We start from the raw sequence: 13,603 nt of genomic DNA on the forward strand, positions 1-13,603 counted from the left end.
CCCAGCAGTCACGCTGAGACACGGCGAGCTTCGGACGAACAGCCGCATTGCCGGGTCAGCTTACCGTAAGCCGTGAGCCGATCCAACCTGTTCGCACAAGCGGCGGACGCCCCCACGTCCACGTCGCCGCCGCTGTGTAGGCGCTTCTGCGCGGGCCGCGTGACAGCGTGAGCGGGCCGCGGTCGAGCCCAGCGCGCGGAGCTCGCCGCGCGCGCGGATCTCCCCGGAACCGCTCGCGCTCCCGCGCGCCGGGAGGCAAGCGCCCGAGCTCGGGCTCGCTCGCGCGCCGCGCCCGAGCCGAGCCGCAGCGCGCCGGCTCGCGCCGCCGCACATGCATAAGCGATCGCGAGGCGCCGGCGCTCGCGCGGCGCGAGGCGGCGGCGCGGGCCCTCAGCGGTGGAGCGACTCGAGCTCGGCCGTGGAGCGGCGGCGAGCGCTCAATCGTTCCGCCAGCGGGTCAGCCGCTCCAGCACCATGATGAACACGATCACCCCGAACACGAGGATCGTCGAGATCGCGAACAGGTCCGTCCGCATCCCCCGCACCTGAGAGTGATAGACGAAGAGCGGGAGCGTGACCGAGCGAGGGCCGGACGTGAAGAAGCTGATCACGAAGTCGTTGAGCGACATCGTGAACGCGAGCATCGCGCCCCCCACGATGGCCGGCCAGAGGAGGGGGAGCGTGACCCGCCGGAAATGGATCCAGGACGAGGCGTAGAGATCCATCGCGGCCTCGCTCAGCGTCGGTCCGATGGAGATGAGGCGGCTGCGGACGATGAGCGTGACGAACGCGATCTCGAACGTCACGTGGCCGATGATCATCGTCGTCATGCCCAGGTCGAACCAGTCCACCACCCGGCGGAGCAGGTTGAACGCCATGACCAGCACCGCCGCGAAGGTGATGTCCGGCGCGACCGCCGGGATGTCCACGATCGACTCGAGCAGCCGGCTCACGGAGCTCGTCCACGGAAAGCGCATCCCGAGCGCGAGCAGCGTCCCGAGGACGGTCGAGACGAGCGTGGAGGCGCCGCCGAGCAGCAGGGTATTCACGGCCACCTCGCGGATCTCCCGGGCGCGGCGGCTGGTCTCGGGATCGGCGAAGAGATCGACGTACCAGCGCACCGAGAAGCCCGTCCAGACCAGGCCCCGCTCCGCGGCGTTGAACGAGTACATGGCCACCGCGAGCAGCGGCACGTAGAGCAGCCCGAAGCCGAGGAAGGCGGCGACCGTCGTCAGCGCGCGCCAGGGACCGCGATCGCTGTTCACAAGATCTCCACGGAGCGCCCGTTGCGGCGATACAGGGAGACGCCGCCCAGGGTCATGACGATGAGCAGGAGGCTCAGCGCCGCGCCATAGGGGATGTTCCGGCCGGGGCCGAACTGGTGCTGGATCAGGTTGCCTATCAGCCAGTGCTTCGCGCCGCCGAGCATGTCGCTCACCACGAAGACGCTCATCGCGGGGACGAACGTCAGGATCACGGCGACGCTGAGGCCGGGGAGGGTCTGGGGCAAGATCGCGGCGAAGAAGACGCGGAGCCGCGAGGCGTAGAGGTCCTGCGCCGCCTCGACGAGCGACCAGTCGAGGCGGTCGATGCTCGTGTAGAGGGGGACCACCGCGAACGGCAGCGAGGCCGCGACGAGGCCGAGCGAGACCGCGACCCAGCTCGGGTAGATGTCGCGGCCGGGGTCGACCCAGCCGAGCGACGCGGCGAGCTTGGCGGGGGGCAGCTGCGCCGAGAGGAGGAGCTTCCAGCTGAACGTGCGGATGACGAGGTTCGTGCAGAGCGGGACGAAGACGAGCGCCAGCCAGAAGAACCGCCGGCGCTGCGAGCCGCGGGCGATGAAGAAGCCCATCGGATACGCGAGGAGCACGGAGGCGGTCGTGGCGACCAGCGCGAGGACGATGCTCCGGATGAGGATGCGCGCGTTCTCGCCCGACGCGGAGCCGAAGATGCGCGCGAACGACTCGAGCGTCAGCTCCCAGATCAGCGCGCCGTCGGCGTCGCGCTTCACGAACGACACGACGAGGAGGGCGAGGCTCGGCAGGAGGAGGAACACGGACAGCCACGAGACGCCGCCCGCGATGAGCATGAAGCCTCGCGCGAGCAGCCGCCGCCGCGTCGTCAGCTGGCCATACCAGACCGTCGGCTCAGTCACTGAGCACCTCGAGCCGCTCGGCGGGGAGGGCGAGCCAGACGGACGAGCCGGGCTTGAGCATCGAGCGGGGGCTGAGCTGCACGCGCAGCGGCCCGGGCTCGATGATGAGCTCGACGTGGTCGCCGCGGTAGAAGCTCTCGCGCACCACGCCGCGCACGCCGTTCTCCGGCGGCTCGCTGTCGCAGAGCTCGATCCACTCGGGGTGGATCGCGAGCGTGCCGAACTCCCACTGAGGCGTGGTCTGGACCCTCAGCGCGCCCACCGTCGTGAAGACGAGCGTGGCGCCGACGCGCTGCGCCGAGATGAGGTTGGCCGCGCCGAAGAACTCGGCGGCGAAGCGGCTCTGCGGCCGCTCGTAGACCTCGGCCGTCGCGCCCTGCTGCTCGATGCGGCCCTTGTTCATCAGCACGATGCGGTCCGAGACGGTCATCGCCTCGTCCTGATCGTGAGTGACGAGCACGAACGTCTTCCCGAGCGCGCGCTGGAGGCGGCGCAGGTCGAGCTGGACCTCGGCGCGCAGCTTCGCGTCGAGGGCCGACATCGGCTCGTCGAGCAGCAGCACCTCAGGCTCGTTGACGACCGCGCGCGCGAGCGCGACTCGCTGCTTCTGACCGCCCGAGATCTGGTGCGGATACCGCTCCGCGAGATCATCGAGCTTGAGCATCGAGAGGCTCGAGCGCACGCGCTCGCGCACCTCGGGATCAGGGATGCTGCGCGACCTCAGGCCGAAGGCCACGTTCTCGAACACGGTGAGATGCGGGAACAGGGCATAGTTCTGGAACACCGTGTTCACCGGCCTGCGGTTCGCCGGCAGGTGGTCAACCGCCCTGCCCGCGAGGAGGATGCGCCCCCGATCGGAGCGATCGAGCCCCGCGATGATGCGGAGCAGCGTGGTCTTTCCGCAGCCGGACGGCCCGAGCAGCGTGACGAACTCGCCGGCCTCCGCCTTGAACGACACGTCGTTCAGTATCTGTGTCTTCCCGAAGCTCTTGCTGACATTCTCTACAACGAGGCTGCATCCCGGGTTGCTCTCGGCCGCGCTCTCGCTCGGGGGCCTCGTGATGCGCCGCGCCGACGACGAGAAGAAGTCTCTCAACCTCTGGATCACCCCAGCAAACCCTTTGCGCGTGGCGCTCTCGGAACCGCTTCCGAAGCCTCGGAGCGTACTACGCAGACCATGATGCCCTCCCGTTGTCAACTGGGTGCGCGCCGGGCTGACCGGCTGAGCGGCGCGCCCCGGACCGGGTTCTTTTCGCTCGCAGGCCGGGTACGCTACCGCCCTTCCCCTGGGCGTGCCACCTTTCTGCCGATCCTGCTCGCGGCGTGACGCGCGCGTCACGCAGGCCGGACGCGCGCCGCGCAGGCCCGGCGCGCCGCGCGGCGCCTGCGCCCTCGCCGCGCCTCCCGCGCGCTGCTGGCGCGCGCATCCTGCGCGCTCCCCGCCCGCGTCCTCCGCGCTTCCCGCGCGCTCCCTACGCGCTCCCAACGCGCACCGAACGCGCTGCTTGCCACCGCTCGGCGCCGGTGATTTCTTGGTCCACGCATGGGCCTGAGGAACGCGAGACCGGAGTTCGGAGGCACGCGTCGCTTCCAGGTCGTTCGCGTCGTGGGCGTCGGCGGGATGGGGGTTGTCTACGAGGCCTTCGACCGCGAGCGGAAGGGGCGCGTCGCGCTCAAGATCCTCCGCAATCTGAGCGCCGAGGCGCGCCTCCGGTTCAAGAACGAGTTCCGTTCGCTGCAGGACATCCAGCACCCGAACCTGGTCAGCCTCGGCGAGCTCCACGAGGAAGAGGGGCAGCTCTTCTTCACGATGGAGCTCATCCGGGGCGTCGACTTCGTGGTGCACGTGCGGCTCCACGAGGAGGGCGACGGCGGGCCGCGGGGCGAGCCCGCGGGCGGCGGGCGGCGCTCCACCCTGCCGTCGATCCCCCTCTGGCACGGGCAGGGCCCCGCGCCCGAGCAACTGCCCCGCATCAAGCGCCCCTTCCACGAGGCCCGCCTCCGCTCGGCGCTGGCCCAGCTCGCCCAGGGGCTCGCGGCGGTGCACGCGGCCTACAAGGTCCACCGCGACATCAAGCCTTCCAACGTGCTCGTCACCGCCGAAGAGCGGGTGGTCCTCCTCGACTTCGGCTTCGTCGCCGACGCGAGCGGCCCGGGGCGCGAGCAGGCCGTGGTCGGGACGCTCCACTACATGGCGCCCGAGCAGGCCGAGGGGAAGGCGGCCGGGCCCGAAGCGGACATCTACAGCGCGGGCGTCATGCTCTACCTCGCCCTGACCGGCGTCTATCCGTTCCAGACGGCGCCCAAGGCGACGATGGACATGATGCGGCGGGCCGAGCCGCCGCCGCCGAGCCGGCTCGTCGAGGACATGCCGGCGGACATCGACGAGCTCTGCGTGGACATGCTCCGCATCGACCCGGCCGCCCGCCCGACCGCGCGCGACGTGCTGCGGCGGCTCCGGGTGCAGGAGCTCATCGAGGAGCCGCCGGTCCTCTCGCAGCGCATCGGCTTCGTCGGCCGGCACAGCGAGCTCGCCGCGCTCGAGGGCGCGTTCGCCGAGGCGCGGATGGGCCGCTCCGTCACGCGGTTCCTCGAGGGCGAGTCGGGCGTCGGCAAGAGCGCGCTCCTGCGCCGGTTCCTCGAGCGCATCGACAAGGACGCGCTCGTCCTGGCCGGGCGCTGCTACGAGCGCGAGGCGGTCCCCTACAAGGCGGTGGACGAGCTCATCGACGCGCTGAGCCGGCACCTCGTTCGCCGCCCGCCCGAGGAGGTCAAGGCGCTCCTGCCGCCCAACGCGGGCCTGCTCGGCACGGTGTTCCCGGTGCTCCGCACGGTCCCCGCCATCACCGAGGCGCGCGCGCGGCGCAAGGCGATCGACCCGCCCGAGATCCGCGCCCTCGTCTTCGCCGCGCTGCGGGAGCTGCTCGGCCGGCTCGCGGCCGAGCGGCCGCTCGTGCTCGCGATCGACGATCTCCAGTGGGCCGACGCCGACAGCGTCGCGCTGCTCTCGGAGGTGATGCGCCCGTGGACCGAGGCCGATCTCAGCGCCGCGGCCAGGCCGGGCTCGTTCGCCGGCCTCGACGGGCCCGCGTGCGCGGGCGCGCCGCCCGTCGATCCCGCGCGCCCGCGCGCCATGATGCTCGTCGCGGCGGTGCGCACCGCCTCCGAGACGGCGCCGCCGGTCTCGCGGCAGCTCGGGGTGCCGGTCGACGCGCTCGGGCACATCATCCTCCACCGCCTGTCGCTCGCGGAGGCGCAGGAGCTCTGCGCGCTCCTGCTCCGGGGCGCGCCGGTCGGCCGGCCGCTCAGCATCGAGGCGATCGCGCAGGAGGCCGGCGGCCACCCGCTGTTCATCGACGCCCTGCTGCGCCACCGGATGGCGCAGGACAACGACGGCGGCCCGGTGCGCCTCGACGACGTCCTCTGGGCGCGGATCAGCCGGCTGGACCCGCGGGCGCGCCAGCTGCTCGAGCTCGTCGTCTGCGCCGGCGCGCCGGTGCTGACGTCGGTGGCCGCGCACGCCATGGCGGCGGATTTCGCGGAGCTCACGCGGGTGCTCTCGGCGCTGCGCGCGGCGAACCTCCTGCGGACCGGCGGCTCGGGGCAGGACGAGTTCGTCGAGCCGTTTCACAACCGCATCCGGGAGACGGTCACGAGCCGGCTCGACGAGCAGACGGCGCGCAGCTGGCACGGCCGGCTCGCGCTGGCGCTGGAGGCCTCGGGGCGCGCGGAGCTCGAGGCGCTGGCCGAGCACTGGCGCGCCGCCGGCGACTCCGAGCGCGCCGCCGGCTACGCGGTGCGCGCGGGCGAGCAGGCCGAGGCCGCGTTCGCGTTCGACCACGCGGCGCGCCTCTACCGGATGGCGATCGATCTCCACCTGCCCGGCGGGGCGGAGCGGCGGGTCGTGCTCGCCAAGCTCGGCGACGCGCTGAGCAGCGCCGGCCGCGGCGCCAAGGCCGCGGAGGCGTACATGGCCGCGAGCGACGGCGCCCCCGAGGCCGAGGCGATCGACCTCGGGCGCCGCGCCGCCGAGAACCTCCTCCGCGCCGGCTACGTCGACGCCGGCATGGCGGGCCTGCGCTCGGTGCTCGGCGCGGTGGGCATGCAGGTGCCGAAGACGCCGGAGCTCGCGGTCGCGTCGCTGCTGCTGCGGCGCGCGCAGGTCCGCCTGCGCGGGCTGAACTTCGTCGAGCGGCCGGCCGACGAGGTCTCGCCGGAGGACCTCATGCGCATCGACGTCTGCTGGTCGGCCGCGATGGGGCTCGCGATCGTCGATCCCACGCGCGGCGCCGACTTCCAGGCGCGCAACCTGCTGCTCTCGCTCAAGGCGGGGGAGCCTTACCGCGTGACCCGCGCCCTCGCCTTCGAGGCGACCTACCTCGCGATCGACGGCGGCCCGTCCGTCTCCCGCGTGACCGACCTGCTCTCGACGGCGAGCGCGATCGCGTCGCGCATCGGCCGGCCTCACGCGCTCGGCCTCGTCGGCTTCGTCAGCGGCGTCACGTCCACGCTGTTCGGCCGCTGGCACCAGGGCGTGGCGGATCTCGATCGGGCGGACGTCATCTTTCGCGAGCGTTGCACCGGCGTCACGTGGGAGCGGAGCTGGGCGCACACGTTCTCGGCCTGGGCGCTCTGGTATGGCGGCGAGACGCGCGAGTTCATGCGTCGGGTCCCGATGTACCTGCAGGCGGCCGACGAGCGCGGCGACCGTTACCTCGCCACGAGCCTGCGCTCGTCGCAGAGCAACGCCTACTGGCTCGTGCAGGACGACCCCGACGCCGCGCAGCGCCAGGCGCAGGACGCGATCCGGAGCTGGTCCAAGGCGGGCTTCCAGCTGCAGAGCTATTTCGACCTCGTCGCCCGCGCGCACATCGGCCTGTACCGGGGCGACGGCGAGGCCACGCACCGCCTCTTCGCCGAGCAGCGGGCGGGCCTCGAGAGCTCGCTGGTCCTGCGCATCCAGGCCGTGCGCATCATCATCACCCACCTCCGGGCCTGCGCCGCGCTCGCCGCCGCCGCCGCCGTCACGCCGGCCGAGGCGGAGCCGCTCTACGAGGAGGCGACGCGCGCCGCCCGCAAGATCGAGGCCGAGCACATGCCCTGGGCCGACCCGTTCGCCGCGGCGGTGCGCGCCGCGGTCGCGGCCGCCCGAGGCGAGGCGGAGCCGGCGGCGCAGCAGCTCGCCGAGGCCGTGCGCGGCTTCGAGGCCGCCGGCATGGCCCTCTACGCCGCGGCGGCGCGGCGCCGCCACGGCGAGCTGCTCCAGGGCGACGAGGGCCGCGCCGCCGTCGCCGCCGCGAACGGCTGGATGCAGGAGCAGGGCATCGTGAGCCCCGACCGCATGACGCGCATGCTCCTGCCGGGCTTCGCCAGGTAGCCCTGGGACAGGCGCTCGCCCGTCAGGGCTTCACGCGGAGGACGGCCGTGCCCTTCTGCTTCCCGTAGAGCTGCTTGATCTCGATCTTGTACTCGCCCGGGGACGACGCGCTGAACTCGACCGGCGACGCGCTCTGCGGCTTGCCCGTGGGCAGGTCGCGCAGCACGCGCTCGATGATGATCTTCCCCGAGGGGGAGCGGATCTTGATGTTGAACGGCGGCGTCGCCTCGTCGTAGGCGCGGAACACCAGGCGCACGGTGTCTCCAACCGAGACCGGGGTGGTCTGGCTGATCGTCTCGATGTCGCCCTCGTTCTCAACGGTATCGGCCACGCGTCGCTCGTCCCGTGAGGTACCGCACCACGGACCCTCGGCGCTCATTGTAGACGCGACCGGCGGAGATTCGCGAATTTGGAGCGCTTGTCCGCCCGGCGCCGCCCGCCGGAGGCGGCCGCGCGCCGGCCGCCTCCTCCGGGAGGGTCACGTCCTCGACCACCGCAGGCGCGGCTGGCGCGCGGCCCGGGCCTCGTCGAGGCGGCCCACCACCGTCCCGTGCGGGGCCTGCTTCACGACGTCCGGCGTCTCCTGCGCCTCCTTGAGGATGCTCAGCATCGCGGCCGCGAACTCGTCGAGGGTCTCGCGCGTCTCGGTCTCGGTCGGCTCGATCATCAGGGCGCCCGGCACGACCAGCGGGAAGTAGACCGTGGGCGCGTGGAAGCCGTAGTCGAGCAGCCGCTTCGCGATGTCGAGCGTCTTGACCCCGGTCTCCTTCTCGATCTGGCTGTCGGAGAGCACCACCTCGTGCATGCACGGCTGCGGCACCGGCGCGAGGTAGTGGTCCTTCAGCTTGGCCCAGAGGTAGCGCGCGTTCAGCACGGCCAGGCTGCTCGCCGCCGTGAGCCCCTCGCCGCCCATCTCCCGGATGTACGTGTACGCGCGGATGAACATCCCGAAGTTGCCGGTGAAGGCCCGGAGCCGCCCGACGCTCTGGGGTCGATCGCGGTCCCACGCGAGCGCGTCGCCGCGCCGCACGAGGACGGGCGCGGGCTGGAACGGCTCCAGGTGCTTCTTGAAGCAGACCGGCCCGGAGCCGGGGCCGCCGCCGCCGTGCGGCGTCGTGAACGTCTTGTGCAGGTTGATGTGGATGACGTCCATCCCGACGTCGCCCGGCCGCGCGTGCCCCATGATGGCGTTCGTGTTCGCGCCGTCGCCGTAGACGAGCCCCCCCTTGTCGTGGATGAGCTTGATGATCGCCGGCAGGTGCGTCTCGTACGCCCCGAGGGTGTTCGGGTTCGTGATCATCAGCCCGCAGACGTCGCCGTCCGACCCCTCGCGCTCGATCGCGGCGAGGACCTGCTCGGGGTGGGTGATGCCGTCGGCGGTCTTCTCGATCCTGACGGCGACCAGCCCGTTGAGCGCGCAGCTCGCCGGGTTCGTGCCGTGGGCGCTCTCCGGGATGAAGACCTTCCGCGGCGAGCGCCCCTTCGACTCGTGGAACGCCCGCATCATCATCAGCCCCGCGAGCTCGCCCTGCGCGCCCGCCGACGGCTGCAGCGAGCAGCCGTCCATCCCGCTGACCTCGCAGAGCGCCTCCTGCAGGCGCCACATCACCTCGAGCGAGCCCTGGCTGAGCTCGTCGGGCGTCATCGGGTGCAGCTTCGCGAAGCCCGGGATCCGCGCGGCCCACTCGTTGATCTTCGGGTTGTACTTCATCGTGCACGACCCGAGCGGGTACATCTGCCCGTCGATGCAGAAGTTCCACTGCGAGAGCCGGACGAAGTGCCGGAAGGCCTCCGGCTCGCTCACCTCCGGCAGGCCGGCCGGCTCCTTGCGCGCGAGCGCGCCGTAGTGGGCGCCGGGATCGACGTCGGGCACGTCGAGCGGGGGGAGCGACGCGCCGGTCCTGCCCGGCGTGCCTCGCTCGAAGATGGGGGGTTCGCGGAACTGAATGCCTCGCGGCTGCGGCTGGGTCATCGGGGGCTGTTATGTCAGAGGCCGGGGGGCTCGGCAGGTGCTTCTTCGGAGGGGGAGGCGGGCGGCTCGGGCTTTCCGGACTCCTGGTTGTCGCTGTCCCAGTCGCCGCCGCCGATGTCGGAGCTGTCGGAGCCCCCGATCGACTGCAGGTCCGGCATCATGTTGCGCTGCTTGACCGCTTCCCAGGGCTCGCCGACCTCATCCTTGTTGCGGCCGATCTGGCCCACGATCTTGTCGTCGACGTTCTCGCCCTCCGGCCGCGTGTACTTGAAGTACCCCCGGCCTTCCTTGGTCGAGTTGGGCCCGATGGCGCCGATGACGCGCTCGGTCCAGCTGAACTTGATGAGGTCGCCCGCCACCGACCCGTGCAGCTCGCCCCACCGATCCTTGACGGGCCGGAGCCAGCGGCCCTCGATGGAGTCGGAGTTCGGGTCCCGCACGAGGTGCAGGTAACCGTAGAGCTCGCTGTAATAGACGCCCGTCCAGTCGCCTCCTTCGGGCATGTCCCCGGCCTCCACCTTGGCCGTCTTCGGTGCGGGGTTCGAGCTGCAGCCCAGCGCCGTCGTCCCCAGCAGCAGGGCACAGGCGGCGCCGGCAATCCAAAGCCGTCGCGATACGTTCATGGCGGCGGAGCCTAGCACAGCACCTACCCGCACCCATACCGGCAACCCGCAGGTAACCCGCAGGTCGACGCGCGCGCGCCACGTCGGGGACATGCAGCCTACCTCTCCTCCTGAAGGAGGAGCGTAACGCACCGTTCGGCGCATCCGCGACCGCGTCAATTTTCCGCTTCACCTCTTCTTCGGCCGCGAAGCGCTGGTAAGCTTCCAGGCCATGATGAAGTCCTTTGTCTGCAACCGAGGTTTTGTAATTCCCGGTAGAATCGCTCTCTTGACCAGCGTCCTCGCTCTTGCCGCCTGCGAGGGCCAGCTCGGCAACGTCGACGGCACCCTCCCCGACGACGACGGCGGCGGCAGCAGCGGCTCCTGGAGCCACCCCCGCCCGGTGCCCGGGGGCTCCAAGCCGCTGCCGGCGGTCGCGTCGTGCGCGCCGGCCGGCAGCGGCTCCGCCGACGTCGCGGAGCCGGAGCTCCTCCTCCAGCTCTCCGACGACGACGAGAGCGCGTGGCTCGGGTCGCCGGCGGTCGCCGATCTGGACGGCGACGGCGAGAACGAGATCCTGGTGACGCACAACGGCAACATCGTCGCCTGGGGGCCCGACGGCGCCCAGAAGTGGCGGTTCGACGAGTCGCGGGAGTACGGCCGCATCTGGGCGAGCCCGCTCGTCGCGGATTTCCGCGGCGACGCGCAGCTCGAGGTGGTCATCGCGGCGCGCACCCGGATCTACATGCTCGACGCGAGCGGCCGGGTGGTGGACGGCTGGCCCGTCGCCTGGAACGACGAGATCCGCGCCCTCGCCGCCGGCGACGTCGACGGCGACGGCCAGCTCGACGTCGTGGCCGCGAGCACCGACAGGACCCCCGACATCCTGATGGCCTTCCACGCGAGCGGGGCGCCGGTCGCCGGCTTCCCGCCGATCGCGAGCAACACGATCGGGTGCGACGCCCGCCGCAGCGACGACGCCGAGTGCTGGATCGTGGGCGTCTACGACCAGAACCTGGCCATCGGCGACCTCGACGGAGACGGCGCGCAGGACATCGTCTCGCCGATGGACAACTCCTATGCCGGGTTCTACCACGGCACGGGGGAGGCATTCGACGCGAATCCCATGTTCGAGGGCCGCCCGAAGACGCCGGGCGTGCGGTACATGCACGACCTCGCGCTCGCGCAGCAGGGCTTCGGCGACAGCAGGGACCTGCAGGCCTATTTCAAGAACTCGGCCCCTGCGATCGCGGACGTGGACGGCGACGGCACGCCGGAGGTCATCATGCTCGCGGCGGCCGAGGACGTCGACATGTCGGACCAGTCCCAGGGCGTCGGCCTGTGGGTGGTCCGCAACGACGCGAGCCGCATCCCGGGCTGGGAGAGCCCGTTCTACGCGCCGGACTACCTGTCCGGCGGCGAGGACCTCGGCGGCAACATCGTGGCGGCGACGCAGCAGGTGACCGTCGCCGACCTCGACGCGACGCGCGCCGGCCCCGAGATGATCTTCGCGGGCCTCGACGGGCGGATCCACGCGGTCTACGCCGACAAGAGCGAGTACTGGGACGTCGAGTACACGGACGACACGCAGGTGCTCACGGGCGGCGTCGTGGTCGGGGACCTCTCGGGCGACGGCATCCCCGAGGTCGTGTTCAACACCTACTCGACCGAGGAGAACAGGAGCCACCTCTTCATCCTCAACGCGGGCGGCAAGCTCCTCCACAAGATCCCGCTGCCGCGGCTCGGCGCGATGCCCGTGCCGACGCTCGCCGACGTGAACGGCGACGGCACGATCGAGATCGTCGTCTCGCTCCGCGAGATCGGCTGGATCGACGGCCAGACCCCCGAGCCGAACACATACGTGTACACGGTGCCGCGGTCGTCGACGAACTGCCTGCTCTGGCCGACCGCCCGCGGCAACCTCTATAGAAACGGCTGGGTCCGCGCGGACTGACCGACGCGCGCCGCGGGGCCCGCCCGCACGGGCGCTCGCGGGAGGGGCCGATCGCTGCGGCGGCCGGCCCCTCGCCGTTCCGGCCTGCCCGGCCTCAGGCCGCGAGCGCCTCGCGGCAGGCGGCGACGGTCCGCTCGACGTCCTCCTCGGTGTGCGCGCCGCTCAGGAACGCGGCCTCGTACTGCGACGGGGGCCAGTAGACGCCGCGCGCGAGCATGCCCGCGTGGAAGGCGCTGAAGCGCTTCGTGTCGGAGGTCGCGGCGTCGGCCCAGGAGCGGACCGGGCCCTTCGTGAAGAACAGCGTGATCATCGAGCCGACCCGCTGGACGCACGCGGTCGCGCCGGCGCCCTCGGCGGCGGCCCTGAGGCCCTGCTCGAGGGACGCGCCGAGCTGCTCGAGCCGCGCGTAGAGGTCGGGCGTCAGGCGCTCGAGCGTCGCGAGCCCGGCGCTGACCGCCAGCGGGTTGCCGCTGAGCGTGCCGGCCTGGTACACGGGGCCGAGCGGCGAGACGACGCGCATCACGTCGGCGCGGCCGCCGTAGGCCGCGAGGGGCATGCCGCCGCCGACGATCTTGCCGAGCGTGGTCAGGTCCGGCCGGAGGCCGAAGCGCTCCTGCGCGCCGCCGCGGGCGAGGCGGCAGCCGGTCATCACCTCGTCGAAGATCGAGAGCGCGCCGTGCTTGCGGCACAGGTCGAGCACGAGGGCGAGGAAGCCGGGCTCCGGCGGGACGCAGCCCATGTTGCCGACCACGGGCTCGAGGATGACCGCGGCGATGTCGCCGCCGCGCGCCGCGAAGGCGGCCTCGAGGGCGGCCGGGTCGTTGTAGGGCAGGGAGAGGGTGGCGCGGGCGACGCTCTCGGGGACGCCGGCGGAGTCGGGCGCGCCGAAGGTGGCGAGCCCGCTGCCCGCCTTGACGAGCAGGTGGTCGGCGTGGCCGTGGTAACAGCCCTCGAACTTGATGATGGCGTCGCGGCCGGTGAAGCCGCGCGCGACGCGGATGGCGCTCATCGTGGCCTCGGTGCCGCTGGAGACGCAGCGCAGCATGTCGATGCTCGGGTAGAGCTCGCGGATCTTCTCGGCGAAGCGGACCTCGAGCTCGGTCGGGGCGCCGAACGAGAGGCCGCCGAGGGCCGCCTCGCGGACGGCCTCCACCACGGCGGGGTTCGCGTGGCCGAGGATGGCCGGCCCCCAGGAGCCGACGTAGTCGATGTACTCGGCGCCGTCGGCGTCGAACAGCCGCGCTCCCTGGGCGCGGGCGATGAAGAGGGGGTCGCCGCCGACGGCGCGGAAGGCCCGCACCGGGCTGTTCACGCCGCCGGGCAGGACGGCGGCGGCGCGGTCGAACAGGGCTTTGGAGGCGGGGGCTCGGCCCCCGCGGGCAGGCGGGGGGGCGCTCTTCTCGTTCGTCATCGTGCTCCGGGCCATAGCAGGGGCAGGGCGGGGGAGCGACGCGGATCGAGGCCGCCGGGCGCGGGGGCGTCGCGGCCCCGGACGCGCGGCGTCGCGCCGGACGCGCGGCGTCGCGGGCGCCGGAGGTGGCGC

General features: G+C 72.3%; 9 protein-coding genes. 2 read left to right on the top strand and 7 right to left on the bottom strand.

Features of this window, described 5'->3' with window-relative positions; translation table 11 throughout:
- Positions 1-437: 437 nt before the first annotated feature.
- From WMF33_RS49220 to WMF33_RS49230, 3 genes are read right to left on the bottom strand one after another with little or no spacing between them, the layout of a single operon-like run.
- Entirely contained in the window at positions 438-1,265 is an 828-nt protein-coding gene (locus tag WMF33_RS49220; protein WP_437335050.1) for an ABC transporter permease, read from the bottom strand.
- Positions 1,262-2,155 (bottom strand): ABC transporter permease, encoded by an 894-nt coding sequence (locus WMF33_RS49225; RefSeq protein ID WP_437335051.1) that lies wholly within the window; start codon positions 2,153-2,155, stop codon positions 1,262-1,264. The genes WMF33_RS49220 and WMF33_RS49225 overlap by 4 nt, the downstream gene beginning before the upstream one ends.
- Positions 2,148-3,263, bottom strand: a complete 1,116-nt coding sequence (locus tag WMF33_RS49230; protein WP_129580871.1) for an ABC transporter ATP-binding protein — start codon at positions 3,261-3,263, stop codon at positions 2,148-2,150. Before WMF33_RS49230 ends, WMF33_RS49225 begins: the two co-directional genes overlap by 8 nt.
- A gap of 435 nt (positions 3,264-3,698) precedes the next feature.
- On the opposite strand from WMF33_RS49230, the gene WMF33_RS49235 reads away from it, so the two are divergent.
- Positions 3,699-7,532, top strand: coding sequence for a serine/threonine-protein kinase (locus WMF33_RS49235; protein WP_437335052.1), 3,834 nt, complete (start codon positions 3,699-3,701; stop codon positions 7,530-7,532).
- 22 nt (positions 7,533-7,554) lie between these two features.
- Here WMF33_RS49235 and WMF33_RS49240 read toward each other — a convergent pair whose 3' ends face one another.
- From WMF33_RS49240 to WMF33_RS49250, 3 genes are all read right to left on the bottom strand, one after another.
- Complete coding sequence (locus WMF33_RS49240) at positions 7,555-7,863, bottom strand: hypothetical protein (RefSeq protein WP_020742172.1); 309 nt, start codon at positions 7,861-7,863, stop codon at positions 7,555-7,557.
- A gap of 147 nt (positions 7,864-8,010) precedes the next feature.
- Positions 8,011-9,504: an aminomethyl-transferring glycine dehydrogenase subunit GcvPB gene (gcvPB, locus tag WMF33_RS49245; protein WP_437335053.1), complete on the bottom strand. Its 1,494-nt coding sequence runs from the start codon at positions 9,502-9,504 to the stop codon at positions 8,011-8,013.
- A 14-nt stretch (positions 9,505-9,518) separates the two neighbouring features.
- Positions 9,519-10,127, bottom strand: a complete 609-nt coding sequence (locus tag WMF33_RS49250; RefSeq protein ID WP_437335054.1) for a hypothetical protein — start codon at positions 10,125-10,127, stop codon at positions 9,519-9,521.
- Positions 10,128-10,395: 268 nt separating this feature from the next.
- Here WMF33_RS49250 and WMF33_RS49255 point away from each other — a divergent pair, with 268 nt between their 5' ends.
- Positions 10,396-12,060, top strand: coding sequence for an FG-GAP repeat domain-containing protein (locus tag WMF33_RS49255; RefSeq protein ID WP_437335055.1), 1,665 nt, complete (start codon positions 10,396-10,398; stop codon positions 12,058-12,060).
- A gap of 94 nt (positions 12,061-12,154) precedes the next feature.
- On the opposite strand, the gene hemL is transcribed toward WMF33_RS49255, so the two are convergent.
- Positions 12,155-13,471, bottom strand: a complete 1,317-nt coding sequence (gene hemL / locus WMF33_RS49260) for a glutamate-1-semialdehyde 2,1-aminomutase (protein ID WP_437335056.1) — start codon at positions 13,469-13,471, stop codon at positions 12,155-12,157.
- Positions 13,472-13,603 lie beyond the last annotated feature (132 nt).

Source organism: Sorangium sp. So ce394, from assembly GCF_051474665.1.
Taxonomy (GTDB): Bacteria; Myxococcota_A; Polyangia; order Polyangiales; family Polyangiaceae; genus Sorangium; species Sorangium cellulosum_D.